Raw genomic sequence first — 25,553 nt, 5'->3', positions numbered from 1 at the left:
CCTTAGCCGATGCTGCCCTTCCGTTTGTTGCCCCCTTAATGTATGTTGTAACTAAAATGAGAGGTGCCAGATGGATAAATACGATTTAATTGGCAGGATGAATGGTTGTTTTAACCAACTGGAACAGGCGCTGACAGCCCTCCACCAGCAGGTCTTACCGTTACGTTTGTTAGCCGGCAGGGTGTTCAGCCTGCCGGAAATCGAGAAAGGCAAAGAGCATGCGACGGTAGAACAGATTGCCGTCGAGCAGCATGTCGGCCAGGCCGCACGCGACCTGGCGCTGGAGCATTATCAGCGGTTATTTATCCATCACAATAAACACAACGTCAGCAGCAAGGCTGCGGTACGCCTGCCCGGCGTTATTTGCCTGGCGGTAGAGCAGCCGGAATACCTGCAGATCCAGACGCAAATTGGCCTGATAAACCGGCTGAAAGCCGAGCTGGAACAGATTATTACCGTCGATTCCGGCCTGGCGCCGGAGCAACGCTTTGACTTCGTTCATACTCATCTGCACGGCCTGATTACTCTTAGCGCCTACCGTAGTTTGACCGTTGTGACGGATCCGGATTCGGTGCGTTTCGGTTGGGCCAACAAGCATATTATCAAGAACGTAAAGCGCGACGATATTCTGGCGCAACTGGAAAAGAGCCTGAAAGCCGGCAGAGCGGTACCGCCACATAACCGTGAACAGTGGGCAGAACTGGTCAGCCGTGAAATCGATGATGTCAGTCGCCTGCCCCAGCAGGCGGCGCTAAAAATCAAGCGGCCAGTGAAAGTTCAACCCATTGCCCGGGTATGGTATCAGCCGCAGCAAAAACAGGTACAGCACCCCTGCCCGCTGCCGCTGATTGCGCTATGCCAGGTGGAAAATGGCGCCCAGGTGCCGAAGATTGGCGAGTTGCTCAATTACGACGCGGCGACGGTCAAACATAAATATAAGCCGGACGCCAAGCCGTTGAGGTTGCTGATCAAACGGCTCCACCTGTATACCGACGCCCCTACTCGCTGAGGCTGTAAACCCGCAGACGGTGGCCGTCAGGATCGGTGGCGACGAAGCTATGACCGAAGTCCAGCGTCACCGGCGGCTGAATGATATTCAGCCCCCGATCGCGCCACTGCTGATAAAGCGCGTCCACCTGCTGCGGCAATTCGCACAGAAAACCGAGTTCACCACCGCCACCGGTCACCGTCGCGCCAGGTTGCACGGTATGCTTCGACCACATCGCCAATTTGAGGCCGTTACTCAACACAAACAGCGCAAAAGTGGGCGAAAGCTCCACCGGCTCCTGCCCCAGTAACTGACGGTAGAAGATGGCGCTTTTTTCTGGGTTATCGACATAGAGAAGGGTCATATTTGGGGTTGTCATCGCATTAACCTTTGGGTGAGGGAACCGGCTGGCTCCCGAGACCTTAAGACTAAGCGCCCCTACTGACAGTTTTTGGCAGCAGTGTGGGATTACTGCGTAGGGATGCCCTGCGATTGATGCCACTCTTTCATCAGCAGGCGGCGTCCTCGTGGATAGCGTTGCGCCAGCGGCGTAGCCAGCCGGATACGATCGAGACGAAAATGGCGGAATGACTGACGCAGTTCGCACCAGGCCACCAGCATCCTCGCCTGCTCAAAATAACCGAGGGCAAAAGGCCAGAGGATACGCTCGCTTTCATTGCCGTTGTTATCGCAGTAATGCACCTCGAGCTTGCGTTCCTGGCGAATGACTTCGCGGATCAACACCAGGGTTTCGTCCGCCACCTTGACCAAATCCAAGGGGCCAATCAACAACGTGCTGGCCTCTAGCTCGTCGCGTAAAGCTGCAGGCAGCACGTCGGCAATTTTTACCAGTGCATTATTGGCCGCTTCGGCTAACTGACTGTCGCCCCGGCGGCCTACCCAGCGCATGCCCAACACCAGTGCTTCAATTTCCTGCTGTGAAAACATCATCGGCGGCAGCATAAACCCCGGCCGCAGCACATATCCCACGCCCGCCTCCCCAACAATTTCGGCTCCCTGCTGCTGCAAGGTGGCAATATCGCGATACAGCGTGCGCATGCTGATATTCATTTCCTGCGCCAACGCGTGGCCGGCAACCGGGTAGCGATGCCGTCGCAAGATTTGCATCAGCTCGAGTAGACGCTCGGTGCGTGACATGCATTTTCTCCATAAAAAAGGCTTACCTCAGTAAGCCTTTTACAAGCCGAGCAATCAATTACTTCTTCATACTGCCAACCATGTCTTCCGGACGTACCCACAGGTCGAACTGCTCTTCGGTCAGGTAGCCCAGCTTCAGCGCGGAGGCTTTCAGCGTCAGGCCTTCCTTATGCGCTTTCTTGGCAATTTCGGCCGCCTTGTCATAGCCGATATGCGTGTTCAGCGCGGTAACCAGCATCAGCGACTCATTCAGCAACTGGCTGATGCGATCGCGATTAGGTTCAATGCCCACAGCACAATGCTCATTAAAGCCCTGCATGCCGTCAGCCAGCAGGCGGATCGACTGCAGATAGTTGTGGATCACCATAGGCCGGAACACGTTTAGCTCAAAGTTACCGGAGGCGCCGCCAATATTGACCGCCACATCATTACCCAGCACCTGAGCACACAGCATGGTCATCGCTTCACACTGGGTCGGGTTGACCTTGCCCGGCATAATGGAACTGCCCGGTTCGTTTTCGGGGATCGCGATCTCGCCAATGCCGCAACGTGGGCCAGAAGATAGCCAGCGCACGTCATTGGCAATTTTCATCAGCGAAGCCGCCAGCCCTTTCAACGCGCCGTGGCCGTGCACCAGTGCATCGCAGGTAGCCAGCGCTTCAAATTTGTTAGGGGCGGTGACAAACGGCTGCCGGGTCAGATCAGCCAGGGCCTTGGCTACGCGAACCGCGTATTCCGGATGAGTATTCAAGCCGGTGCCCACAGCGGTGCCGCCCAGCGCCAGTTCGCAAATATGTGGAATGCTGGCTTCAATATGCTGCAGGTTGTGCGCCAACATCGCCGCCCAGCCGGAAATCTCCTGCCCCAGGGTCAGCGGCGTGGCATCCTGTAAATGGGTGCGGCCAATTTTGACGATATCGCGATAGGCTTCCGCTTTGTCGCTCAGCGTTTTATGCAGCACTTTCAGTTCGGGAATCAGGTGTTCACGCACGGCGATCACCGCCGCCACGTGCATCGCCGTCGGAAACACGTCGTTGGAGCTTTGGCTCTTGTTAACGTCGTCGTTCGGATGGACTCGGCGCTCTTCCCCACGCACGCCACCCAACAGTTCACTGGCGCGGTTGGCCAGCACTTCATTCATATTCATGTTGGTCTGGGTGCCGGAGCCGGTTTGCCAGATAGACAGCGGGAACTCGTTCGTATGCTGGTCCGCCAGCACTTCATCGGCGGCGCTGATAATGGCGTTGGCCCGCTCCGCAGGCAGCAGCCCCAGGTCCATGTTCACGCTGGCAGCGGCGCGTTTGGTCAATGCCAGCGCATGAATCAACGCGGTCGGCATCTTTTCGGAAGAAATGCGGAAGTGCTCCAGGGAACGCTGCGTTTGTGCGCCCCATAGCCGGTCGGCCGGCACTTCGATGGGTCCCATAGAGTCTTTTTCAATACGAACGGCTGCCATCACTATCTCCTTAGTACAATTCCTAAAAATGTACGATTACGCCAGCGCGCGCGAGGCCGCCGGCACACCCATCCAGTATAGTGACATAATAACTATTCGCATTAAGAGAGTTGCCTCACAGCATTTTTCCTCCATTGTCATGGTTATTGTGCGGGTTTTATTTTCTAGCAACACGTCCTTGCCGTTTTCATCGGCCAATTGAATATCGACAATAGAAAAAGCGCCGTCTGGCGCTCTCTTTATTAATTTCTCACGAAGGAATTAATGGTGATGTTGATTATAAGCATTAATTCTTTGGTCCTGCAGATGGTTGATTTCATCGTAGGCATCCTGACGTTCATTATGGCGGTAAACGCCCATCCCCACCGCACCGGCCGCGGCGGCAACCGGGTGGGCGACCGGTGCTGTAGTTACTACGGGCGCCGTTGTCACCACCACCGGAGCCGGCGCAACAACCACCGGGCGAGGTACGACTACCACCGGGCGAGGTGCGACGACAACCGGGCGGACACCGTAGCCGTAAGCATGGGTCACCACCACGGCCGCATTGGCACCGGAAGTACACATCAGAAGAACCAGCAAAATTTTTTTCATTAGCGCCTCGGCGTTAGGAATAATCGGAGAATCATTTTATTGGCCTGCACTGTATAGCGGTGCTACAGGTTAATTTAAGCCATTTGTGTGGTTGGCAATTTAAACGGAGTCATTATGGTGATAGAGATATTCAGCAGGTAATAATTTGCGTCAAAAAACACAGCTTGAAATATAACGAACAAATAAAGCCAAAAATAACATTTATTTTTGCGCTTACGCCGTCTGAAATTTTGTTATTGCCACCGTCAACTTGCCCACAAACGAAAATGGCGTTTTTTAAGCCGTTCAGGCCAATGTTCAATGATATCTGGAGGGTGACAGAGGTCGTTATCTCGTTATACTTTACCCACCCTGAGCTGCGGCCCGGCGCGAATACCTTATACCGCCGACCACTGCGCCACTTGTTTGATCGCGCACCACTTTTTCGCCCTCTTTCGGGTGTAGGATAAGACGCACAAAATTTGTTTGTTTTACAGTCAGCCAATTACCGTCACCTGGCGGCGAATGCAAAGGACGTTTATCAAAATGCAAAAAATGACCAACGCAGTGCAAAACTATGCATGGGGCAGCCACGACGCGTTAACCCAGCTGTATGGCATTGCCAACCCACAAGGACTGCCGATGGCGGAACTGTGGATGGGGGCTCACCCGAAGAGCAGCTCTCGCGTAGCCGGTACCGACGGTAATTTGCGCTCGCTGCGCGATGTTATTGATGAAGATCAGCCTAAGCAGCTGGGTGCCGAAGTCGCACGTCGTTTCGGCGAGCTGCCGTTCTTGTTCAAAGTGCTGTGCGCCGATCAGCCGTTGTCGATTCAGGTGCATCCAAGCAAATCCGCCGCCGTAGCGGGCTTCGCCAAAGAGAACGCGGCCGGCATTCCGTTGGATGCTGCCGAGCGTAATTACAAGGATCCCAATCATAAGCCGGAACTTGTATTTGCCCTGACGCCTTTCCTGGCGATGAATGGCTTCCGCGAACTGTCCGACATTGTTTCCCTGCTGCAGCCGATCGCCGGTGCACACCACGATATCGCCGCCTTCCTGCAGCAACCGGATGTCAGCCATCTGTCCGCTCTGTTTGCCAGCCTGCTGGCGATGAGCGGCGAGCAGAAATCGCTGGCGCTGGGGGTGTTGAAAGCCGCGCTGAATAACCAACAGGGGGAAACCTGGGACACGGTGCGCTTCATTGCCGGTTTCTATCCGGATGACAGCGGTCTGTTCTCGCCGCTGCTGCTGAACGTCGTGCAGTTGCAACCTGGCGAAGCGATGTTCCTGTATGCCGAAACGCCACACGCTTACCTGAAAGGGGTGGCGCTGGAAGTGATGGCCAACTCGGACAACGTGCTGCGCGCCGGTCTGACGCCAAAATTCATCGATATCCCAGAACTGCTGGCCAACCTGCAGTTCCGCCCGCAACCAGCCTCAGGGCTGCTGACCCAGCCGCAAAAGCGCGGTGACGAACTGTTCTTCCCGATCCCGGTAGAGGACTTCGCCTTCTCGCTGCACGATCTTTCCGCCGCTCCACAGGCATTGGCGCAAGATAGCGCGGCCATTGTTTTCTGCGTTGAGGGTGAAGCGGTACTGAGTAAACAGGATCAGCAACTGGTGCTTAAGCCCGGTGAATCCTGCTTTATCGGCGCTTTCGAATCGCCGGTCAGCGTTAGCGGCACCGGTCGAATCGCGCGTGTTTATAATCTGTTGGCGTAAACACTCGGTAAATTTCCGCAAATTAGTTGCTGAAAGAGTAGCTTACCTTCACAATTAAACGCCTGCGGGCGTTTTTTTGTTGGCCCAAATTTGCCCATCCATCTGCGAGAGACAGATGGCTCAATAAGGATGAACAGAACTATGAAAAAATCGTTAGTCGCTGTTAGCGTCATTGTGGTTCTTGGCGCGGCATGGACCGGGGCTTCCTGGTACACCGGCAAACTGATCGAACAACGGATGGGTGAAGTGGTTGAGAACGCCAACAGCCAGCTGAAAGCCTACCTGCCGAAAGCCGGCGTTAAACTGGGTTATGAGAATTACCAACGCGGTATTTTCAGCAGTAAAATTCGCTATGTGCTGCGCGCCGACGGCAGCGTCACTACCGACGACGCTCCGCTGAAGCCGGGTGACGAAGTGGCGTTCCAGGAAACCATCGACCATGGTCCGTTCCCGTTTGCCCAGTTGAAGAAATTCAACCTGCTGCCAAGCATGGCATCGGTGCACACCGAGCTCGAAAACACCGCAGCGACCAAAGGCCTGTTTGATATCACCAAGGGCAAGTCTCTGTTTACCGCGGAATCGCGTATTTCCTACAGTGGCGACACCTCCTCCGCCATTGACGTGATCCCGCTGGATTACCAAAAGGACAAGTCGGCGCTGAAGTTTAGCGGTGCGACCATCAATGCCGATGTGTCACGCGACATGAAAGCCATCACCCTGGACGCCAACAGCGACAGCGCGGTGATCAGCGGCCCGAACCAGTTTGGTCAGACCGAGCAGGTTCAGTTGCTGGGTGTATCACTGAAGAGCCAGACCCATGCCGGGCAGTTCGATCTCAGCCTGGGTAATCAGAACCTGGTGTTGAAACAGATTAAGGTTGCCGTTGACGGCAAAGACACCCTGTTGTTGGACGGCTTTAAGCTGGCGAGCCAATTTGGCGAAAAAGACAGCAACCTGAACGGTCAAATTGATTACACCATCGATTCGCTGAAGGTGCAGAACAGCGACTTCGGCTCCGGCAAGCTGTTGCTGAAAATCGACAAACTGGATGCCAAATCACTGAAAGAGTTCGCCGACCGGTACAACCAGCAGGCGATGGCCATGCTGCAACAGGCGCAAACTATGGATCCGGTGGCTTACCAACAGCAGACCACCGACATCCTGCTGCAGAACCTGCCGCTGTTGTTGAAGGGCAATCCGTCCATCAGCATCGCGCCACTGAGCTGGAAAAACAGCAAGGGTGAAAGCACCTTTACGCTGAATCTGGATCTGACCGATCCAGCGCAGGCCGGCTCCCCGGCAGAATCTCCGGACCAGTTGATTGCTCGCTCGGTGAAAAAGATCGACGCCAACCTGAGTATTCCGGTGGCGATGGCGACGGAAACCACTTCGCAAACGGCCTTACTGCAAGGCTACAGTGCCGAAGAGTCGCAAAAACTGGCGGAACAACAGGTGCAAGGGTTAGCAGCCATGGGCCAGATGTTCAAACTGACCACCCTGAAAGAGGGTGTGATCGGCAGTAGCTTCCACTACGCTGATAACCAGGTTGATCTGAACGGCAACAAAATGTCGCTGCAGGAATTCATCGGCATGTTTGGCCTGTTGGGCGCCCCGGCCGAAGACAGCGCACCGGCACAGGACGCGGTACCCGCCCCTGCACAGTAAAAGCTAATTCACGCTCAAGAGGCCCGACGTTCGGGCCTCTTTTTTATCCCCCGCCCGCTATTTCCTGCTTTGCCTTTCTTTCCTGCCTGGCGTTAATCGTCATCTTGGTCAGGCCATATCGTTTTATACACGCTCAGCGCTGGTCGATCGCGCCAAAGCCGCAACCTTCCTTCATCGGCTTAAGCAGGAGATGCTTAGCGAGTGGGTGCGTTTGTCCCGTAGACGGCATCGCGGATTTGTTGCGGGTAAAGTCCGCTCATGCCTTCAAAGGCCGTATTGGTCAAGGCTACCACGCTGATCGCCGCTTGCGGATCGTAAAACCAACTGTGGCCATAGACACCGCCCCACTGCAAAGTGCCGTTATGCTGAGGCGTTGCCGCCAACTGCGCGTCCTCCAGTACCGCCCCGCCGAAACCAAACCCCCAGCCAGGCCCCTGAGTCTCGGCGTGCGACCCGACATGCGCTTGACGCATCAGCGCTGCGGTGGCCGGCTGTAAAATGCCTTCCTTGCCAGTGCGCAAGGTTTCCACCAACTGCAACACATCGTCTGCATCGCCGACCATGCCAGCGCCGCCAGAAGGATAGGCCTGAGCGTCCAGCGCACGCGAGGGTGCCATTTCAATCTCGAAGCCGAACCCTTCCGGCAGGGTGAGCAACATGCCATCTCGTATAGGTTCCGGCTGCGCGGCAGTGTCGTGATACGCCGTTGCCAGATTATCGGCATCGGCGGTGTAAAAACCGGTATTACGCAACCCCAAAGGTTGGGCAACCCAGTGGTTGAACACCTGCGGCAAGGGCTCGCCCGCCACCTGTTCCAGCACCGCCCCCAGCACATCGATTGCCAGTGAATAGCGAAACTCGCTGCCCGGCTCGGCCAACAGATCGGCCTGCGCCAACAGGCGCAGATTCTGCTCCAGCGTTAACGACGACAGTTCCATACCGTCTTTAATGCCGAGTCGATGATACGGTCCTTCCGCAGGCTGACTCAGACCATAATCCAGCCCGGCAGTATGGCTCAGCAAATGACGGATTTTAATTGGCGGGCGAACCCCATCGGCCAGCGCCGGAGTAAACCACGGCAACCAACGGCTGACGGTATCATCCAGCCCCAGCTTTTGCTGTTCGACCATGCGCATGGCCGCCAGCGTAATGTAAGGCTTGGACACCGACGACAGCCGAAATTGGGTCTCACGCCTCATAGGCTTCTTCTGTTCACGATCGGCATAGCCGCTGGCATTGGCGTAAACCACGCGACCGTGCCGAGCGACCAGCACCACGCTGCCAACGATACGCCCTTCATCAATCGCCCGTTGGCTAACGCCCTGCACTCTTTTTGCTAATGACTGATCCGCTATCGACATGTTTTGTTGCTCTCTGAGGATGATGAAATCAGTCTAAAGCGATTATTATAAAATTAAATGCCGCATTTCTTAACGGATCATTAAGCAGGAATTACTGATAGATGAGCTCACTGTTGCAGCTGCTGCCGTTTTTCGAGGCCGTCGCCCGATTGGGCAGTTTTACTCAGGCAGCCAATCAATTGGGCGTCACGCCTCCGGCTGTCTCGCAAAACATTCAGGCGTTGGAAACCCGCCTGGGCGTACGGTTGTTCAACCGCACCAGCCGCTCCGTGCGGCTAAGCGATGAAGGCCGCTTGTTTTATCAACGGGTGGCTCCGGCTATGGGTCAGATTGACGTGGCAGCCGAAGATCTGCGAACTTTGCGCGGCCGCCCTTCCGGGCTGTTACGCATCACTCTGCCACAGCTGGCGGCTTCGCTGCTGGTTATCCCGCATTTGGCCGAGTTTCAGGCGCGTTACCCCGAGATCCAACTTGAACTGTTTACTGACGACCATTTCTCCGATCTGGTGTTGGACAGCTTTGATGCCGGTATCCGTATGCACGCCATGCTGCAAAAAGACATGATTGCGGTTCCCATCGACAACGGTCAGAAACGGGTGGTGATCGCCGCCCCCGGCTATTTGGCGCAGCACGGTACGCCGCAAACACCGCAAGCGCTGAGCGATCACGACTGTCTGCGCTACCGCTTTCCCGGCAGCGGTAAATTCGAACCCTGGTACTTCAAGCAGGATGGTGCGCAGCTGACGCTGGAGGTCGGCGGCAGCCTAATATTTAACGAAGACAGACTGATTAAAGATGCCGCGCTGGCGGGATTGGGCATCACCCAGCGGTTTAGCGGCACGGTACACCGTGAACTGAGCAGTGGGCAACTGGTGGAAGTTCTGGCCGATTACGGCAGCGATGCTCCCGGGTTTTTCCTCTATTTTCCCGCCAGTCGACATATGCCGCTCAAGCTGCGCGTGTTTATTGATTTTATGCGCGAAAAACGAGCGCAACAGTCTCCTTTCGAAAACAGCCTTAGCGCGCCCTGAGTCTTTTTTGGCTGCACCGTGACCGGAAGTATCGTAATTAATTGATAAATATAAATATATTTTATTAGGCCATTCGATAAATAACCGAGGGGAAATTATTTGACTGATCGTTCCACAATCAATACTATACGGCCTCAACTCATTTAAAGCCCCCCAATCCGCCATGAGTGCTGAAAAACCTATCTATCCAGGTCGTCCGAGACAGTTCGAAGATGAGGATGTCATTGATGCCGCCGTGGCCGTTTTTAGCGTCAATGGCTATGCAGGCACCTCTGCGCAAGATTTATGCAACGGTACCGGGTTGGGGAGAGGAAGCCTATATAATGCCTTTGGTAGCAAGCAAGCTCTGTACGAGCAAGCGTTGTTGCGCAGCCATGAACACACCATGTCGGCGCAATTAGCCATTCTCACCCAGCCTGGCCTGGTGAAGGAGCGACTACGTACCCTGCTGCTGTGGGGAATTGCCGAAGATCTCTCGCAACCCGAGCAACATGACGCCATGGTCTTGTTCTCGGCACTGGAGCGAGGCAGCAAAGACCAGGCGGTCGCCAGTCTGAATCAGGAATATCGGCAACGTTTAGAACAAACCCTGGTCGCGGTGTTTACCGAAGGCCAACAAACAGGAGAACTCGGTAGCAAAGCATCCGCGATGGAAATGGCCAGAGGCTTTTTAGCCGGTTATTACGGTTTGCGCGTGCTGAATAAAAACATTTCAGATAGAAACACCCTCGAAGACGTCGTCGCAGGTCTGTTAATCAACTTATAAAACAAAGAAAAAATCTCACGCAGAGTATTAAATATTTTTGTAACGATCATTCAAAATCCAGGAGAGCAGTAAAGCTATGCCGTTAGCAGTGTATATATTGGGGTTGGCCATTTTTTCAATTGGCACAGCTGAATTAATGGTGGCGGGCATGATGTCTACTTTGTCCGAAGCCTTTAGCATCACCGTCGGGGAAGTTGGCCATTTAATTTCTTATTATGCCTTTGGCGTAATGTTGGGTGGCCCGGTATTAACCTATTTTTTCTTAAAATTTAAAGCCCCCTACCGAACCACCTTATTGTGGCTATTAGCTCTGTATGTGGTGGTACAAGGTTTGAGTGCCTTTATTTCCGACTATTCTATTCTGGTTGCTATCCGAATTGTGACGGGCATTTTATGCGCTGGATGTTTGAGCCTCTCGCTGGCAACCAGCATGGCGCTGGTTCCGATACAACACCGCCCGCGCGCCGCTTCAATAGTCATCGGCGGTTTCATGGTCTCTAACGTATTCGGCGTCCCTCTTGCGACTATCATCGATCAACACTGGGGCTGGCGCATCACCTTCGGTCTGGTCGCCGTGTTGGTCTTTATCTGTTTGCTTGCGCTGGTGCGCCTGTTACCCGCTATCGCCGCAGGCAGGACGCTCAAAATGGCAGAGGAAATCAAGGCGTTTAAAAACAAGGCCTATTGGAAAGCCTGCACCACCAGCTGCTTAATTCTGGGTGCCAGCTTCGCAGCCTTCAGCTATTTCGTTCCCGTTTTGGTCGACGTCAGCGGCTTTAGCATGCAGGCCGTGCCCTTTATTTTGATGCTTTACGGCCTGGCCAATATTGTCGGTAACATGATCACCGGGCGCTTGGCCTATCACCACAGTCTGGCGATTATGGTGGTGGGGCTGTCTATTCTCAGCCTGTCGTTGTTCGGCATGGCGTTATTTGCCGAATACCCGTTAATCGCCATTTGCGCGGTAATACTGATTGGCCTATCCGGTGTGCCAATGAACCCTGCCATGATGGCGAGAATTGTTAGCGTGGCGCATCCAGGGCCTATGGTTAATGCGGTTCATACCTCAGTGATTAATATTGGTTTAGGTGGCGGTTCTTATTTGGGGGGAATGGCGATCGCCTCCGGTTATGGCTTGCGTTCGGCGTTGTGGATCGGGATGGCATTGGCAGTATTGGCGCTGTTGTCAATTTTACCCTATTTGCGTCGCGGTCAGCAGGGCTGGCGTTAATTTATAACGAGTGAAGTCAGGGGCGCCGCAGCGCCCCTATTGGTATCAGCGTTTGTCCAGCGCCTGAACAATACGGTAAGTGGCTGCAACCCGGTCATCGTTCGGGAACCATTTATTGGCCAGCATCACCACCGCAATTTTTTGCGAAGGGATAAATACCGCATAAGTGGAGAAGCCGCCGGTCGAACCGGTTTTGTTGTACCAGGCCGCGCCCTGATCCTGTTTCGGCGGCGTTATCGCCGTGGCCGGCGCCCCGTTCATGATCATCCCGGCATTGTTGCCTTCCGTCAGCGTCGCCAACTTCTCTGGATACGCATAGCTTTCCCACATCAGATCCTGAGTAAACACCCCGGTGCGGTAATAACCGGTATGGGTGGCCGCCAGCGCCTTGCGCCACGGATCCCCGACCTTGACCACCTGCATGTTGGCGTCGAGGTAGCGGATCAGATCCTGGGCGTTGGATTTGATGCCGTAGGCTTCGGCATCCAATGGCCCCGGCGTGACGCGCACCGGTTGGTCTTTTTTATTGTAACCCTGGGCGTAATTCGCCATTTCTTCGGCCGGCACCTTAATATAAGTGTGATTCATCCCCAGAGCCGGCAGCAGCTGTTTTTCCATCGCCTGGGTAAAGGGCTGGTTCAGGCTCTTGGCGGTAATCATCCCCAGCATACCGATGCCCAGGTTGGAATAAACGCGGTAGCTGCCCACCGCATGCGGCGGCTGCCATTGTTGGTAATAGGCCATCAACTGCGCATCGTTGGTCACGTCATCCGGGACAAACAGCGGCAAACCGGAGGTGTGGGTCGCCAAATTCAACAAGGTGACATGGTCAAAGGCACTGCCGCGCAACGCCGGCAAATATCGACTGGCCGGATCGGCAAACGACATTTTGCCTTCACTGACCGCGTAGGTGGCCAAGGTCGCAGTGAAGGTTTTGCTCAATGAACCAATTTCAAACAGCGTCTGGTTGGTGATTGGTTTGCCGGTCTGCCTGGACGCCACGCCATAGTGATAAAACTGCTGTTTCCCCTCTACCGATACCGCAATTGCCATGCCTGGAACGGCATATTTCTGCATCAGCGGCTGAATAATGGCGTCAATGTCGGCTTTGTCGGCGGCATGGCCTGCCGGCAGGATCAGTGCGGCGAACAACGCGGCCGCCAAGCGATTTATTTTCGTCATAATGAAGCTCTTGAGTTTTAGGGTATCGGCCGAGGCTAAAAGATTTTGTTGTCATTCGACACAAAGACATCCCTGGTTGATGAAGGTATTCCTTTTCTGACTGCGTGATATCCGCACCAGCTGCGCAAAATATCGGGGTTTAGACATAGATTGACAAGCGATAATAATTTCAGCCAGCATAAAGAAAAACTTATGGCTTAGCTTATGCGCAATCGACTTCCTCTGAATGCTCTGCGGGCGTTTGAATCCTCCGCCCGCCACCTGAATTTTACCCGCGCCGGATTGGAACTGAGCGTTACCCAGGCCGCCGTCAGCCAACAGGTGCGAACGCTAGAACAACAGTTGGGTATTCAACTGTTCCGGCGGCTGCCACGTGGTCTGGATCTTACCGAAGAAGGACAGGCGTTGCTGCCAATATTGACCGACGCCTTCGACCGCATTGAATCGGTGCTACAGCAGTTCGAAGGCGGGCATTTCCATGAGGTGCTGACGGTGGCGGTGGTTGGTACCTTTGCCGTTGGGTGGCTAATGCCGCGTCTGGCGGCCTTCAGAGCATCGCATCCGTTTATCGATCTGCGTGTCTTGACCAACAATAACCTGGTTAACCTGTCCGCCGACGGAATGGATTTTGCTATCCGCTTTGGCGAAGGACGCTGGCCCGCTACCCACAACCTTAAATTGTTTGACGCCCCGCTGACGGTGCTGTGCCCGCCGGAAATCGCCCAACGCCTGCGCACGCCGCAGGATCTACAACACGAACTTCTGATGCGCAGCTATCGCAAAGACGAATGGGAGCGTTGGTTCACCGCGGCACAGGTCACGCCATGGCGGATAAACGGCCCGGTATTCGACTCTTCGCGGCTGATGGTGGAAGGTGCCATTCACAGCGGCGGCGTCGCCCTGGCACCGGCCCGCATGTTTGCTCGCGAATTACGCGAGGGGGTATTGCAGCGCCCCTTTGCCGCCGAAGCCAATCTTGGTGCTTACTGGCTCACCCACCTGAAATCACGCGATATGACACCCGCGATGAAGGTGTTTGTCGGGTGGATACAGCAACAGGCCAATGAAGAGTCGGCGTAAATTCAGGCAGAACCGCGTTTAATCAACATTGGTGGCAGGATAACGTTTTGCGGCGGCAACCCGGTATCAGCAATCCGCTGTAGCAAGCGTGAGGCCGCGCTGCGGCCCACTTCACGCGCAGAACTGGAAACCAGCGTCAAGGGCGGCTCGGTCAGTTCGGCTTCCGGAACGTCGCCAAAACCGATCAGGGCCACCTGCTGACCGTAATAGGTATCCACGCCTTCCGAGCCAATACTGCGCCCACTACGTACGATGCCAAAATAAGCCCCCAGCGCCACCGACGCCTTGTGGCACACCAGTGCGCTGATGTTCGGATACTGGCGCAGCAGATTTTCTGCCGCTTCCGCCGCCGCCCGTTGCTGACAGTCGCACTCGACAATCCATTCGGTGCGAAAAGGCAGGCCGTACTGTACCAACGTGGCGCAAAAGCCCCCCAGGCGCTCGGCGCGGGTCAACGAGCTGCTTTGCCCGCCGAGATAGGCGATTTGGCTGTGACCGCGTTTGATCAGAAATTCAGTGGCCAGTTTGGCGGCCTGCATATTGTCCGGCCGCACCACGTCTACCCCGTCCAAACCGTTGGAACGTGCCGCACAGACCAGCGGAACCCCCTGCTCTGCGGCTTTTTCCTTCAGCCCCTCGGCCATACGCACGCCGCCCGCCAGCACCATGCCGTCAACGCCGTGCTCCAGCAGGGTATCAAAACAACGCATCAACCCTTTGCCATCGCGACCGCTTTGGGTCAGGAACAGCACTTTGCCGTGTTCCTCCAGCACTTCACTCAGCCCGGCGGTCATTTCCGCATAAAACGGTTCGCAAATATCACGCAGGATCAGCCCAATCACGCCCGACTCTCCGCCACGCAGCGTCGCCGCCTGACGGTTACGCACGTAGCCCAGGCTTTCAATCGCCTGATTCACCCGCGTTACGGTGGTCGATGAAATGCGCCCTTTGCCACTCAGCACCAGCGAAACCGTGGTGACGGAGACGCCGGCCTGCTGCGCAACATCAGTGATGGTGATCTTTTTGATGGTCATGACCTCGGCGAGCCCGATCCTGGGCATTCTGTCCCCTGGCCACTCAAGGGTAGCAAGCCAGAGGGATGTCTCTTGAAGCAAATGGTATACCGAATCTGTTTGATCAGTAAAACGTTTTACTGGCTCATCCATTCTCACCGCAAAGCAGGCTTTGAAATTGTGATTAGCGGCGCATTTTTGCTAGGTAAAACGTTTTATCTTATTTTTACCTAACAGGGGTACACACCACTTTTGCACGCTTTTTCGCCAGGAGCCGCCGGTTATGCCAGCACCTAAAAAACAAAAAATTACGCTCTGGGAGTTTTTCCAGAGCCTGGGCAAAACATTCATGCTGCCCGTCGCCCTGCTGTCGTTCTGCGGCATCATGCTGGGGATCGGCAGTTCGCTAAGCAGCCGCGACGTCATCACCCTGATGCCGTTTATCGGCCACCCTGCCTTCCAGTTGTTGTTCACCTGGATGAGCAAGATTGGCTCATTCGCCTTCAGCTTCCTGCCGGTGATGTTTGCCATCGCCATTCCGCTGGGCATGGCGCGTGAAAACAAGGGTGTCGCCGCGTTCTCGGGCTTTGTCGGTTTTGCGGTGCTGAACCTGGCCACCAACTTCTATCTGACCACCGCTGGCATTTTGCCCACCACCGATCCGCTGGTGCTGAAAGCCAATAACATCCAGAACATCCTCGGCATTCAGTCGATCGATACCGGCATTCTGGGGGCGGTGATCGTCGGCATTATCGTTTACCTGCTGCATGAGCGTTTTAATACCATTCGACTGCCGGATGCGCTGGCGTTCTTTGGCGGCACCCGCTTCGTGCCGATCGTCACTACCCTGGTACTGGGCCTGTGTGGGCTGGTGATTCCTCTGATCTGGCCGTGGTTTGCCGCCGGCATCAACGGCCTGGGCTGGGTGATTAATGGTGCCGGTGCCTTTGGGCCGATGATTTTCGGTACCGGCGAACGCCTGCTGTTGCCGTTCGGCCTGCACCATATTCTGGTGGCGCTAATTCGCTTTACCGAGGCGGGCGGCACGCTGGACGTATGCGGCCATAGCGTCAGCGGCGCACTGACCATCTTCCAGGCTCAACTCTCCTGCCCGACCACCACCGGCTTTGCCGAAAGCGCCACCCGCTTCCTGTCACAGGGTAAAATGCCGGCATTCCTCGGCGGTCTGCCGGGAGCGGCGTTGGCAATGTATCACTGCGCCAAACCGGAAAACCGCCATAAGATTAAGGGCCTGCTGATCTCCGGCGTCGTGGCCTGCGTGGTCGGCGGGACTACCGAACCGATCGAGTTCCTGTTCCTGTTCGTCGCACCTTTCCTGTACTTCATTCACGCCATCCTGACCGGGCTGGGCTTCACCGTGATGGCGCTGCTGGGTGTGACCATCGGCAACACCGACGGCAACATCATCGACTTCGTGGTGTTCGGCATCCTGCACGGCACCGCCACCAAGTGGTATCTGGTGCCGATCGTTGCCGCCATCTGGTTCGCGGCCTACTACGCTATTTTCCGTTTCTCCATTCAGCGCTTTAATATCAAAACGCCGGGCCGTGAAAGCGAGACTGCCGGCAGCCAAAGCGCCCCTGTCGGTGCGGTAGGCAAATCCGGTTATAACGTGCCGGCAATCCTGGCGGCGCTGGGCGGTAGCGAGAACATCGTCTCATTGGATAACTGCATCACCCGTTTACGCTTGTCCGTTGATGATATGAGCAAAGTGGACGATGCCGCGCTGAAAGCCAACCGCGCGATTGGCGTGGTGCACCTTAACGAGCATAACCTGCAGGTGGTGATCGGCCCGCAGGTGCAATCGGTGAAAGATGAATTAGACTCACTGATAGCCGCCGCGCAACCTGCTGCGGCCCTGCAGGGAGCGTCTCATGTTTGATTTTTCTACCCCGGTCGATCGGCACGGTACCTGGTGCACGCAGTGGGATTACATTGCCGATCGCTTTGGCCATGACGATTTATTGCCTTTTACCATCTCCGATATGGATTTCGCCACCGCCCCCTGCATCCTCGAGGCGCTGCAACAGCGCCTGCAGCATGGCGTACTGGGTTACAGCCGCTGGCAGCATGAAGATTTTCTCGGAGCGGTACGCCACTGGTATCAACAGCGGTTTGCGACCGCCGTCGACACCAACATGGCCGTGTATGGCCCGTCGGTAATTTATATGGTGGCGCAACTGATTCGCCTGTGGTCGGCACCGGGTGAATACGTGGTCACCCATACCCCGGCCTATGACGCCTTTTATAAGGTGATCCTCGGTAATCAGCGCCAACTGTTGGCCTGCCCGCTGCATAAGCAGGGTAACGACTGGCTGTGCGATATGGCGCACCTGGAAGCCTTGCTGGCACGGCCACAGACCAAAATTCTGCTGCTGTGCAGCCCGCAGAACCCGACCGGCAAGGTATGGCGCGCGGAAGAATTACAGCAGATGGCCGAGCTGTGCGAACGCCACGACGTACGGGTGATCAGCGATGAGATCCACATGGATATGGTCTGGGGGGAAAACCGCCACACGCCGTGGAGCCAAGTCGCCACCACGCCCTGGGCATTGCTGACTTCAGGTTCGAAAACCTTCAATATCCCGGCGTTGACCGGCGCCTACGGTTTTATCAGTGACGATGCCAGCCGCGAGGCTTATTTCCAGCAGTTGAAAGCGCGCGACGGCTTATCTTCCCCGGCGGTGCTGGCGGTGGCGGCGCATATTGCCGCTTATCGCCATGGCGAACCCTGGTTGGATGCGCTGCGTGATTACCTGCAGGACAACCTGACGTACGTTGCCGAGCGGCTGAATCAGGCCTTTCCCGCCCTGGCCTGGCAGCCGCCGCAGTCTACCTATCTGGCCTGGATCGATCTGCGCCCACTGGGCATAGACGATCGCCAGCTACAGCAGGTTCTGATCGAACGCGAAAAGGTAGCGATTATGCCCGGTTTCACCTACGGCGAAGAAGGCCGTGGCTTCCTGCGGCTGAACGTAGGTTGCCCGCGCAGCAAGCTTGAGGCGGGCATGGACAAGCTGATAAATGGGTTGAAGTTTGTGTTGGACGAGGTTTGAACTGAGGGGCTGGAAGGCAGGCGAAAGCCTGCCTTTTTTCATTCTTACGGTGTCAACTGTGGGATATCATCCAGACGATAATACACCGGTATTCCCCACTCATTAGCCAAGCGCACGTCGTTATCCGCGCCGGCCGACGCCCCTTCGATGCGATAAATAGCCTGGCACTGGGCTATCAGTCGGTGGGCCACCGGATAGAGAAACGCTTCACTCACCGCATCCCCCAACTGGGTCGAACCGGCCGCCGCCGCCAGGGGCAGCGCCAACCATTCGCCGATCACCGGCACATGCCCACGCTGATAGACCGCCAGCGCGGCCTGCTCCAACCGGTGCAAGTTGTCGGCAATGCATTGTGCATCGCCATCGGTGCCGCTACGGTACGGGCCGGCAATCAGGATCAGTTGGGCGCTCATAAACGCTTCTCCAGAGTGTGGTTTAGGGCAACAAACTGCAGCAGCATGATGGTTTTGGCATCGACAATGGTGCCCTGGCTGACAGCGCGCAGTGCGTCTGCCAACGGCAGTTCCAGCACTTCGAGATCTTCACCTTCCGCTTCCACCCCACCGCCATTGCTGACCCGCTCATCGGCCTGATATTCTCCGACAAAAAAGTGCAGTTTCTCCGTCACCGAACCGGGGCTCATGTAAGCTTCAAACACCTTTTGCACATTTTGCACGATATAGCCGGTTTCTTCTTCCGCTTCGGCCCGGATGCGTTCTTCCGGCGACGCATTGTCCAGCAACCCGGCGGCAGCCTCTATCAGCATGCCGTCGTGCCCATTGACGAACGCCGGGAAGCGGAACTGACGCGTCAGCACTACCTTTTGCCTTTGCCGGTTAAACAGCAAAATGGTGGCTCCATCGCCGCGGTCGTAGGTTTCACGGCTTTGTCGCTGCCATACGCCATCGCGACGCAAAAAATCAAAGGTGGTTTTTTTCAGCAAATACCAGTCATCAGACAATACCCGGGTTTCGACAATGCGAACCCGATCTTGGGTAGCGATCATGGTGCTCAACTCCACAAGCAGGAAAGGAAATTGATACTATCGTGCATTTTCGTGTATGATCAAGATATTTCGTGCAGTGCAAATTTAACGGGAAAACGCCATGCTCACCAGCCAACGTAAAAAAATCATTCTGGAAAAACTGGCTCAGGACGGACAGGTTCTGGCCAAACAGCTCAGCGAGATGTTCGGGTTGTCCGAAGATACCCTGCGGCGCGATCTGCGCGAATTGGACAGTGAAGGCCTATTGCAACGAGTGCACGGCGGTGCGCTGCCGGTTTCCCCGGCCATTGCCACCTTTGCCGAAAGAAACGGGCAGGAATCAGCCGCCAAACGTGCGATTGCCAAAGCCGCGGCGGCAATGATTACCCCTGGGCAAGTGGTAATTCTGGATGGCGGCACGACTTCTGCCGAATTGGTCAGGCAGCTCCCGCCCACGCTGGAAGCCACCGTCGTCACCCACAGCCCCAGCGTGGCTGTCGGTCTGGTAGACCACCCGAAAGTCGAAGTGATCCTGATCGGCGGGCGTTTATATAAACATTCGATCGTCAGCGTTGGCGCAGCCGCAGTGGAAGCCATGTCTCATATTCGCGCCGATATTTATTTTATGGGCGTGACTGGCGTGCACCCTACCGCCGGCCTGAGCACCGGCGATCTCGAAGAGGCTTACATCAAGCGGGCACTGGCCGCACGGGCGGCAGAAACCGTGGTATTGGCCTCGGCCGCCAAGCTCAATGCCGCCTCGCAATATGCCATTGGCGATATTTCCATGGCGCAGAGTATTATCGTCGAGCGCTCCACCGATGCTGCACTGACGGGCCCGCTGGAACAGGCCGGTTTGACCGTGGTTAGAGCCTGAATAACCTCAATCATTAAATAACTTAATAAATACGTGGCTATTTCTTTTATCCGCGTATTTATTAACGTCACACTCAGCGTATCGAATAAAAATGCGAGAGTTATCACACTTCATTAAACTTATTTCTATGCTCCTCCTCATTGATGGCGGTAAAACCGGCCTTAACGCGACGTAAACGCAACTCGTTGATTATTAATAATCATCATCTAAAAATCTCGAAGCCGCCAAAAATAAAATGAGATCTCCTTCGCAAAATTAATCCTGCCGGCAAGCCTGTCAAGGTCATCTATAAAAATATTTGTGATAGTTTTGTGATGTCGCCTGCAAATTTTACCGATGCCAAAAATGACAATGAGCTCCACGGAATTGGCTGGAGACAGGTATATGAAGATTGGCGTAGTAATAAGCGGCGGCGATGTCACCGGGATCAATAACTTTATTTTCCAGGTCGCCAGGTTGGCGCAGGCAGATATCATTCTGTTTAACGGCGGCATCCCCGGATTATTGGCTAATCAGCACCATCCTATTGCCCAACGCGATTTGGTTGATTTCTCCATTTCATCAATGCCGATAATCTCTTCCGGTCGCACGGCCAAGAAATTGACGGCCGGAGAATATGAAACCATCAGCAAACAGCTTAAGGCCTTGCACATAGACGTGCTTATTATGGCCGGTGGTGACGGGTCGCTGCAGTTTTTAAATACGCTCAGTGAATTCGGTATTAACTGTTTTGGCGTGGGGATGACTATCGACAATGACGTTTTCGGCAGTCATTACAGCATTGGCTTTTCCACCGCCTGCGAACAGGTGATAAAAGAAGTTTCAAAACTGAGAAACACCGGACGCGCCCTGCCCGGACGCGTGTTCATGATTGAGCTGCTGGGCGGTTACTGCGGGGAGTTGACGCTGCAATCGGCCATCAAATCCAATGCGGATTTTGCCCTGATCCCGGAATGCCAATATGCCTTGAATCAGCTGGCAGAGAAAATAACTCAACGACTTGAGCAGCAAAATAGCGTGATTATTTTGTGCTCAGAGGGTTATACCAAAGAATACTCGCCCGGTTTTCAAGGCGCTATCGACACCATGATAAAACAATTGGAGCCAAAAATTGGCGTGCGTATTCGTAAAACGATTATGGGCTACGGTCTGCGCAATGGTGAACCGACCGGCGAAGAGATTTATCAGGGGACCATTATGGCCAGCGAAGTGGTTCGCTGTATTTATTCAGGAATGAAGAACAAGGCAATCATTATTAATGCCGGCAACCAACCTATTCCCATCGATTTAATCAGCATGCAGAAACGTTTGGTTGATACCGAAGGACACCATTACAAACTCGCCAGGCAATTAAATATAATCTGAGGAGATACCCATGCTTAAAATACTGTGCGTATGTGGCTGTGGCCTCGGCTCCAGCTTTGCCATCGAAATGAGCGCAAGAGCGGTGCTGAAGAAATTAGAGATTGAGGCAGATATTGATCATACTACTATCTCTGAGGCCAGCGCCTTTAAATCAGATATTATTCTTACCCAGAAAACCTTCGCCGATATTTTAAATGCCGACGCCAGCGAAGAGGAAAAGAAGCGGGTCATTATTCTGCATCGGCTTACCGATAAAGTGGAAATTGAGCAAAAGATCGTGGCCTTCCTGAAAGAACGTGACATGAAGGAAACCCGCCATGAATAGCCTGATTGACTTTATCGTCAAAGATCTGTTGGGCCAGGCTTCCATTCTGGTCGCTTTTATCGCCATGCTGGGGCTATTGCTGCAGAAGAAATCGATCGGCAAAGTGGCCGAAGGCACCTTCAAAACCCTGCTGGGTTTCCTGATCATGATGGCGGGCATCAACATTATTGTCGGTGCTTTGACCTATCTGAACAGTATATTCACCCAAGGGTTCGGCATGACCGGTTATATCACCGACGTCGCCGCCATCGCCGGCCTGGCCAACCGCGAGTTGGGTTCAGAAGTGGCGCTGACCCTGATGGTAATTTTCGCGGTGAATATCATCATTGCGCGCATTACTCCGTTCAAATACATCTTCCTGACCGGCCAGGCATTGCTGTGGATGGCCACCATAGGGGCGGTGATCGGCTACAAGGCCGGGCTGACCGGCATGCCGCTGATTCTGACCGGCGGCATATTCGGCGGCGTGATGGCGGTCTTGATGCCTGCACTGGCCCAGCCGGTGGTGCGCAAAATTACTGGTTCGGACGATGTGGCCCTGGGGCACTTCTGCACCATCGGCTATCTGGTACAGGCTGCCGTCGCTAAGGTGGTCGGTAAGGGCTCCCGCTCCACCGAAGACCTGGAGCTGCCCGATAACTTCAAGTTCCTGCAGGACACCTACCTGTCGATGGCGGTGGTGATGATCCCGATGTATCTGATCCCGGCGCTGGCTGCCAGTCCGCAGTACATCGCCCAGTATGCCGGCGGCATGAACTACCTGATGTATTCCTTTATGCAGGCCATCCAGTTTGTCGCCGGCGTATTTATCCTCTACAGCGGCGTACGCCTGCTACTCAATGAGCTGGTACCCGCCTTCCGCGGTATCGCCCTGCGCGTCGTGCCGGATGCCAAACCGGCGCTGGACTGCCCGGTGCTATTCCCTTACGCCCCCAACGCGGTGATCGTCGGCTTCCTCGCCACCACCCTTGGCTCAATCATCGGCATGATCGTTTTCCCAATGTTCGGTCTGGCGATGATCCTGCCCGGTCTGCTGACCAACTTCTTCGCCGGCGGCACCGCTGGCATCTTCGGTAATGCGCTCGGTGGCCGTCGCGGCGCCATGATTGGCGGGGTGGTTCACGGCCTGTTTATCACCTTCCTGCCGGCCATTCTGGTACCGATGCTGGAAAGTTACGGCTTTGTCGGGGTGACCTTCAGCGACTCCGACGTCATCAGCAGTGGGCTGGTGATGGGACATGCTTTCCAGGGCAACTGGCTGTTCATCGCCCTGTTCATCGCCTTCGTCACGCTGATTGCGTGGTTTGTTAACGGTAAATCAACCAAGCACCATGAGGAAAAAGTCCATGAAACTCTATAATTTCAACGAGCTGTTATCAGTGGCTAAAGCCCGAGATTTCAAGGCGATAGGTTCATTCAATCTCCACTGTCTGGAAATGTTACCGGCCTTTTTCAAAGCGGCCAAAAGTATGCACAGCCCGTTGATGATCCAGATTTCGACCGGTACTGCCGAATATTTGGGTTACAGGCTGCTGGTTGATTCGGTACGTTCTCTGGCCCAAAGCGAGGATGTTCCCACCTGCCTGCATTTGGATCACTGCTCTGACATTGCCTCCATCGAGACGGCGATTGACGCAGGCTTCAGTTCGGTAATGTATGACGGTTCGCACCTGGAAATGGATGAGAACATCGCCAATACCCGTCGAGTGATCGACATTGCTCGTCAACATAACGTGTCGGTAGAAGCCGAATTGGGTGCCATCGGCGGCTCCGAAGACGGTAAGGCGGTGGCGGAAGAGGATATCTGCTTTACCACGGTGGAAGATGCCAAACGCTTTGTCGATGAAACCGGGGTCGATATGCTGGCGGTCTCGGTAGGCACAGTCCACGGGCTCTATACCGGCAAGGCGCATATCCAGCACCAGCGTCTGGCCGAAATCACCGCCGCCACAGGTACCCCGCTGGTGCTGCATGGCGGTACCGGCGTCAGCGATGAAGATATGCGGCTCGCGGTAGCCGGTGGCATCGAAAAAGTGAACGTGGGCACCGAGATGAACGTGCAATGGGTAGACCGATGCAAACAAACCTTTGAAAAGGGCAAGGTCAATGACAGCGTGCGCAAATTCCTGATCCCCGCCAACAATGCCGTTACCCAGGTATTAACGGAAAAGATCGGCCTGTTTAAATAATCACTGCCCTATTTTCTTTTTTATAAAACCCACAACCCTGGTGCCCCGGCGCCCGTCGGGGCTGGAAAGTTCACGCTTAATTTGTGGAGAAGGTCATGTTTAATTTTATGAAAAGCCCGCGAAACAAAGAACTTGATCACGGCCAGCAGAATGCCGAAGCCAATGAAATATCAGCCGAAATTAATGTATTAGAACAGCAGTTGGCCACAACGCCGGCGGATGGCGAAATTCATAAGGCTTTAATGCTGGCTTATAATCGCGCATTAAAGATTTATGCCAAAAATAAAAGCTATCGTCAGCAGATCGATGGAATTTTTATTAAAATGGATGAGCTGCGCAATATTATCAGGAAGTCTCTGTGAGGGAATATGATGACGATTAAACAACTGCTGATAGAAGCCGGTGCGATACAGGTCGGCGTGCAGGAAACCGACTGGAAGAAGGTAATTGAGCTGGCAGCCCGGCCCCTGGTCGAAAACGGTTATATTCACGCATCCTATTATCAGGCGGTGATCAGCAACACGTTGGCCCATGGGGCTTATTACGTGTTCGACGAAGGCATTGCAATTCCCCATGCGCGCCCGGAATGCGGCGTGATCAAAAACTGTTTCAGCATGGTGCTGCTGGAGCAGCCGATCGCCTTCGAAGACAGTGAAGAGGCCGACATCGTGATCCTGTTCGGGGCGACCGACAGTAACAGCCACATTGAGGAAGGCATCCGCGCGATTGTGGATTTGCTGGATAACAAGCCGCGGCTCGAGCGGTTACGCGCCGCAAAACTCTGGCAAGAGGTGGTGGAAATATTATGACTTCGACAGATAGCGACGGTAAAACCGTTATTTTGGTCAATGGCGTTCCGGCTTCCGGTAAAAGCACCGTTGCCCGCGCGCTGGCGCACCATTTTGATCTGCCTTATCTCTCCCTCGACGGTATCAAAGAACCTTTTATGGCACGCCTGGATAACATAAACCGCGAACTGAACCGTCAGTTGGGTTATGCCGCATACCAGGCTATCTGGTCAATGGTGGCGCAGGCGCCCCTGCGCTGCATCTATGTCATCGACGCCTGGTTTGGCTTTCAGTCCAGAGAACAGCTACGCCAGTACCTGCGCGAGGCGGGCGTGACGCAAGTTTTGGAGGTGTGGAACCAAATATCCGGTGAACTGGCCGCAGAACGCTACGCCGCCCGTACCGGCCAGCGTCCCAAAGGCCACCCCGGTGCGGAGTACTTGCCCGAACTGCGGGCGCTGGCCGATCGCGCCATGCCGATGGCCCTGGGCCCGGTGCTGCGTATTGAGCAGGCACAACCGCTGGACATCGACAGGGTTAACCACTGGCTGGTGCAGCACGGCGTCGGCGATAACCAGGAAAAAAACATCGCAAAACTGAGGGTCGGATAGGCTCTGTTACCAACATCAATGCGGGAGTGGCACGCTCCCGCTTTAGCGCATAAATGCGGCAACCAGCAACATTAATGTGATTGTCGTCACTTTTTTATGCAACACAA

26 protein-coding genes are annotated in these 25,553 nt (G+C 54.8%); 17 read left to right on the top strand and 9 right to left on the bottom strand.

Features of this window, described 5'->3' with window-relative positions:
- Positions 1-70: 70 nt before the first annotated feature.
- Positions 71-1,009, top strand: coding sequence for a DNA replication terminus site-binding protein (gene tus / locus H0S68_RS11190; RefSeq protein WP_234530147.1), 939 nt, complete (start codon positions 71-73; stop codon positions 1,007-1,009).
- Here tus and H0S68_RS11185 read toward each other — a convergent pair.
- From H0S68_RS11185 to H0S68_RS11170, 4 genes are all read right to left on the bottom strand, one after another.
- Positions 999-1,367, bottom strand: a complete 369-nt coding sequence (locus H0S68_RS11185) for a VOC family protein (protein WP_130015679.1) — start codon at positions 1,365-1,367, stop codon at positions 999-1,001. The two genes, tus and H0S68_RS11185, sit on opposite strands and share 11 nt — an antisense overlap.
- An 89-nt stretch (positions 1,368-1,456) precedes the next feature.
- Positions 1,457-2,146, bottom strand: coding sequence for a helix-turn-helix transcriptional regulator (locus H0S68_RS11180; RefSeq protein ID WP_142815260.1), 690 nt, complete (start codon positions 2,144-2,146; stop codon positions 1,457-1,459).
- 58 nt (positions 2,147-2,204) lie between these two features.
- Positions 2,205-3,602, bottom strand: a complete 1,398-nt coding sequence (gene fumC / locus H0S68_RS11175) for a class II fumarate hydratase (RefSeq protein ID WP_116690548.1) — start codon at positions 3,600-3,602, stop codon at positions 2,205-2,207.
- Between the two features lie 261 nt (positions 3,603-3,863).
- Complete coding sequence (locus H0S68_RS11170; protein ID WP_128864960.1) at positions 3,864-4,196, bottom strand: hypothetical protein; 333 nt, start codon at positions 4,194-4,196, stop codon at positions 3,864-3,866.
- A gap of 525 nt (positions 4,197-4,721) precedes the next feature.
- Between H0S68_RS11170 and manA the strand changes: the two genes are divergently transcribed.
- Positions 4,722-5,900: a mannose-6-phosphate isomerase gene (manA, locus tag H0S68_RS11165; protein ID WP_128864961.1), complete on the top strand. Its 1,179-nt coding sequence runs from the start codon at positions 4,722-4,724 to the stop codon at positions 5,898-5,900.
- A 141-nt stretch (positions 5,901-6,041) separates the two neighbouring features.
- On the top strand, positions 6,042-7,565 hold the full coding sequence (locus H0S68_RS11160; protein ID WP_122079201.1) for a YdgA family protein: 1,524 nt from the start codon (positions 6,042-6,044) through the stop codon (positions 7,563-7,565).
- Positions 7,566-7,759: 194 nt separating this feature from the next.
- On the opposite strand, the gene H0S68_RS11155 is transcribed toward H0S68_RS11160, so the two are convergent.
- Positions 7,760-8,926 carry a serine hydrolase domain-containing protein gene (locus H0S68_RS11155; protein WP_410529388.1) on the bottom strand — a complete coding sequence of 389 codons (1,167 nt, stop codon included), beginning with the start codon at positions 8,924-8,926 and terminating at the stop codon, positions 7,760-7,762.
- A gap of 101 nt (positions 8,927-9,027) precedes the next feature.
- Between H0S68_RS11155 and H0S68_RS11150 the strand changes: the two genes are divergently transcribed.
- From H0S68_RS11150 to H0S68_RS11140, 3 genes are all read left to right on the top strand, one after another.
- Positions 9,028-9,957, top strand: a complete 930-nt coding sequence (locus H0S68_RS11150; protein ID WP_198639588.1) for a LysR family transcriptional regulator — start codon at positions 9,028-9,030, stop codon at positions 9,955-9,957.
- Between the two features lie 163 nt (positions 9,958-10,120).
- Positions 10,121-10,723, top strand: coding sequence for a TetR/AcrR family transcriptional regulator (locus H0S68_RS11145; RefSeq protein WP_122079193.1), 603 nt, complete (start codon positions 10,121-10,123; stop codon positions 10,721-10,723).
- Positions 10,724-10,811: 88 nt separating this feature from the next.
- Complete coding sequence (locus H0S68_RS11140; protein WP_410529459.1) at positions 10,812-11,954, top strand: MFS transporter; 1,143 nt, start codon at positions 10,812-10,814, stop codon at positions 11,952-11,954.
- A 45-nt stretch (positions 11,955-11,999) separates the two neighbouring features.
- On the opposite strand, the gene ampC is transcribed toward H0S68_RS11140, so the two are convergent.
- On the bottom strand, positions 12,000-13,136 hold the full coding sequence (gene ampC, locus H0S68_RS11135; RefSeq protein WP_130015675.1) for a cephalosporin-hydrolyzing class C beta-lactamase: 1,137 nt from the start codon (positions 13,134-13,136) through the stop codon (positions 12,000-12,002).
- A 204-nt stretch (positions 13,137-13,340) separates the two neighbouring features.
- Between ampC and H0S68_RS11130 the strand changes: the two genes are divergently transcribed.
- Positions 13,341-14,216 carry a LysR family transcriptional regulator gene (locus H0S68_RS11130; protein WP_020826740.1) on the top strand — a complete coding sequence of 292 codons (876 nt, stop codon included), beginning with the start codon at positions 13,341-13,343 and terminating at the stop codon, positions 14,214-14,216.
- Between the two features lie 2 nt (positions 14,217-14,218).
- Here H0S68_RS11130 and H0S68_RS11125 read toward each other — a convergent pair whose 3' ends face one another.
- Positions 14,219-15,250, bottom strand: coding sequence for a Mal regulon transcriptional regulator MalI (locus H0S68_RS11125; RefSeq protein WP_046373658.1), 1,032 nt, complete (start codon positions 15,248-15,250; stop codon positions 14,219-14,221).
- 262 nt (positions 15,251-15,512) lie between these two features.
- On the opposite strand from H0S68_RS11125, the gene malX reads away from it, so the two are divergent.
- Entirely contained in the window at positions 15,513-17,132 is a 1,620-nt protein-coding gene (gene malX / locus H0S68_RS11120; RefSeq protein ID WP_048760927.1) for a maltose/glucose-specific PTS transporter subunit IIBC, read from the top strand.
- Positions 17,125-18,306, top strand: a complete 1,182-nt coding sequence (locus H0S68_RS11115) for a MalY/PatB family protein (protein WP_128864965.1) — start codon at positions 17,125-17,127, stop codon at positions 18,304-18,306. The genes malX and H0S68_RS11115 overlap by 8 nt, the downstream gene beginning before the upstream one ends.
- A 44-nt stretch (positions 18,307-18,350) precedes the next feature.
- On the opposite strand, the gene H0S68_RS11110 is transcribed toward H0S68_RS11115, so the two are convergent.
- Both H0S68_RS11110 and H0S68_RS11105 read right to left on the bottom strand, forming a co-directional pair.
- On the bottom strand, positions 18,351-18,719 hold the full coding sequence (locus H0S68_RS11110) for an NUDIX hydrolase (protein WP_130015672.1): 369 nt from the start codon (positions 18,717-18,719) through the stop codon (positions 18,351-18,353).
- On the bottom strand, positions 18,716-19,312 hold the full coding sequence (locus H0S68_RS11105; RefSeq protein ID WP_130015671.1) for an NUDIX domain-containing protein: 597 nt from the start codon (positions 19,310-19,312) through the stop codon (positions 18,716-18,718). The genes H0S68_RS11110 and H0S68_RS11105 overlap by 4 nt, the downstream gene beginning before the upstream one ends.
- A gap of 100 nt (positions 19,313-19,412) precedes the next feature.
- Between H0S68_RS11105 and H0S68_RS11100 the strand changes: the two genes are divergently transcribed.
- The 8 genes from H0S68_RS11100 to H0S68_RS11065 all read left to right on the top strand — a co-directional run bounded on the left by H0S68_RS11100 (position 19,413) and on the right by H0S68_RS11065 (position 25,446).
- Entirely contained in the window at positions 19,413-20,168 is a 756-nt protein-coding gene (locus H0S68_RS11100) for a DeoR/GlpR family DNA-binding transcription regulator (protein ID WP_044550769.1), read from the top strand.
- Between the two features lie 384 nt (positions 20,169-20,552).
- The gene (locus tag H0S68_RS11095; protein ID WP_048760914.1) at positions 20,553-21,533 is read left to right on the top strand and encodes a 6-phosphofructokinase; all 981 of its coding nucleotides are present in this window, start codon (positions 20,553-20,555) and stop codon (positions 21,531-21,533) included.
- Positions 21,534-21,543: 10 nt separating this feature from the next.
- Positions 21,544-21,858 carry a PTS sugar transporter subunit IIB gene (locus H0S68_RS11090; protein ID WP_020826731.1) on the top strand — a complete coding sequence of 105 codons (315 nt, stop codon included), beginning with the start codon at positions 21,544-21,546 and terminating at the stop codon, positions 21,856-21,858.
- On the top strand, positions 21,851-23,218 hold the full coding sequence (locus tag H0S68_RS11085) for a PTS sugar transporter subunit IIC (protein WP_410529387.1): 1,368 nt from the start codon (positions 21,851-21,853) through the stop codon (positions 23,216-23,218). The genes H0S68_RS11090 and H0S68_RS11085 overlap by 8 nt, the downstream gene beginning before the upstream one ends.
- Positions 23,205-24,047 (top strand): ketose-bisphosphate aldolase, encoded by an 843-nt coding sequence (locus H0S68_RS11080; RefSeq protein ID WP_048760913.1) that lies wholly within the window; start codon positions 23,205-23,207, stop codon positions 24,045-24,047. Before H0S68_RS11085 ends, H0S68_RS11080 begins: the two co-directional genes overlap by 14 nt.
- 95 nt (positions 24,048-24,142) lie before the next feature.
- Complete coding sequence (locus tag H0S68_RS11075; protein ID WP_046373665.1) at positions 24,143-24,409, top strand: hypothetical protein; 267 nt, start codon at positions 24,143-24,145, stop codon at positions 24,407-24,409.
- Between the two features lie 9 nt (positions 24,410-24,418).
- Positions 24,419-24,856, top strand: a complete 438-nt coding sequence (locus H0S68_RS11070; RefSeq protein ID WP_041415363.1) for a PTS sugar transporter subunit IIA — start codon at positions 24,419-24,421, stop codon at positions 24,854-24,856.
- Positions 24,853-25,446 carry an AAA family ATPase gene (locus H0S68_RS11065; RefSeq protein WP_128864967.1) on the top strand — a complete coding sequence of 198 codons (594 nt, stop codon included), beginning with the start codon at positions 24,853-24,855 and terminating at the stop codon, positions 25,444-25,446. The genes H0S68_RS11070 and H0S68_RS11065 overlap by 4 nt, the downstream gene beginning before the upstream one ends.
- Positions 25,447-25,553: the final 107 nt, after the last annotated feature.

Source organism: Serratia sp. AXJ-M (assembly GCF_046531865.1).
Taxonomy (GTDB): Bacteria; Pseudomonadota; Gammaproteobacteria; order Enterobacterales; family Enterobacteriaceae; genus Serratia; species Serratia liquefaciens.
The sequence above is the reverse complement of the archived record's forward strand: the minus strand, read 5'-3'. Positions and strand labels throughout refer to the sequence as shown.

Bases quoted from the DNA above. Each gene is read 5' to 3' on its own strand.
- ampC (WP_130015675.1), bottom strand. From the start codon at position 13,136: ATGACGAAAATAAATCGCTTGGCGGCCGCGTTGTTCGCCGCACTGATC.
- H0S68_RS11100 (WP_044550769.1), top strand. From the start codon at position 19,413: ATGCTCACCAGCCAACGTAAAAAAATCATTCTGGAAAAACTGGCTCAG.
- H0S68_RS11145 (WP_122079193.1), top strand. From the start codon at position 10,121: ATGAGTGCTGAAAAACCTATCTATCCAGGTCGTCCGAGACAGTTCGAA.
- H0S68_RS11150 (WP_198639588.1), top strand. From the start codon at position 9,028: ATGAGCTCACTGTTGCAGCTGCTGCCGTTTTTCGAGGCCGTCGCCCGA.
- H0S68_RS11070 (WP_041415363.1), top strand. From the start codon at position 24,419: ATGACGATTAAACAACTGCTGATAGAAGCCGGTGCGATACAGGTCGGC.
- H0S68_RS11160 (WP_122079201.1), top strand. From the start codon at position 6,042: ATGAAAAAATCGTTAGTCGCTGTTAGCGTCATTGTGGTTCTTGGCGCG.
- H0S68_RS11185 (WP_130015679.1), bottom strand. From the start codon at position 1,367: ATGACAACCCCAAATATGACCCTTCTCTATGTCGATAACCCAGAAAAA.
- H0S68_RS11075 (WP_046373665.1), top strand. From the start codon at position 24,143: ATGTTTAATTTTATGAAAAGCCCGCGAAACAAAGAACTTGATCACGGC.
- malX (WP_048760927.1), top strand. From the start codon at position 15,513: ATGCCAGCACCTAAAAAACAAAAAATTACGCTCTGGGAGTTTTTCCAG.
- H0S68_RS11105 (WP_130015671.1), bottom strand. From the start codon at position 19,312: ATGATCGCTACCCAAGATCGGGTTCGCATTGTCGAAACCCGGGTATTG.
- manA (WP_128864961.1), top strand. From the start codon at position 4,722: ATGCAAAAAATGACCAACGCAGTGCAAAACTATGCATGGGGCAGCCAC.
- H0S68_RS11180 (WP_142815260.1), bottom strand. From the start codon at position 2,146: ATGTCACGCACCGAGCGTCTACTCGAGCTGATGCAAATCTTGCGACGG.
- H0S68_RS11095 (WP_048760914.1), top strand. From the start codon at position 20,553: ATGAAGATTGGCGTAGTAATAAGCGGCGGCGATGTCACCGGGATCAAT.
- H0S68_RS11170 (WP_128864960.1), bottom strand. From the start codon at position 4,196: ATGAAAAAAATTTTGCTGGTTCTTCTGATGTGTACTTCCGGTGCCAAT.
- fumC (WP_116690548.1), bottom strand. From the start codon at position 3,602: ATGGCAGCCGTTCGTATTGAAAAAGACTCTATGGGACCCATCGAAGTG.
- H0S68_RS11125 (WP_046373658.1), bottom strand. From the start codon at position 15,250: ATGACCATCAAAAAGATCACCATCACTGATGTTGCGCAGCAGGCCGGC.
- H0S68_RS11090 (WP_020826731.1), top strand. From the start codon at position 21,544: ATGCTTAAAATACTGTGCGTATGTGGCTGTGGCCTCGGCTCCAGCTTT.
- H0S68_RS11080 (WP_048760913.1), top strand. From the start codon at position 23,205: ATGAAACTCTATAATTTCAACGAGCTGTTATCAGTGGCTAAAGCCCGA.
- H0S68_RS11065 (WP_128864967.1), top strand. From the start codon at position 24,853: ATGACTTCGACAGATAGCGACGGTAAAACCGTTATTTTGGTCAATGGC.
- H0S68_RS11155 (WP_410529388.1), bottom strand. From the start codon at position 8,926: ATGTCGATAGCGGATCAGTCATTAGCAAAAAGAGTGCAGGGCGTTAGC.
- H0S68_RS11085 (WP_410529387.1), top strand. From the start codon at position 21,851: ATGAATAGCCTGATTGACTTTATCGTCAAAGATCTGTTGGGCCAGGCT.
- H0S68_RS11110 (WP_130015672.1), bottom strand. From the start codon at position 18,719: ATGAGCGCCCAACTGATCCTGATTGCCGGCCCGTACCGTAGCGGCACC.
- H0S68_RS11115 (WP_128864965.1), top strand. From the start codon at position 17,125: ATGTTTGATTTTTCTACCCCGGTCGATCGGCACGGTACCTGGTGCACG.
- tus (WP_234530147.1), top strand. From the start codon at position 71: ATGGATAAATACGATTTAATTGGCAGGATGAATGGTTGTTTTAACCAA.
- H0S68_RS11130 (WP_020826740.1), top strand. From the start codon at position 13,341: ATGCGCAATCGACTTCCTCTGAATGCTCTGCGGGCGTTTGAATCCTCC.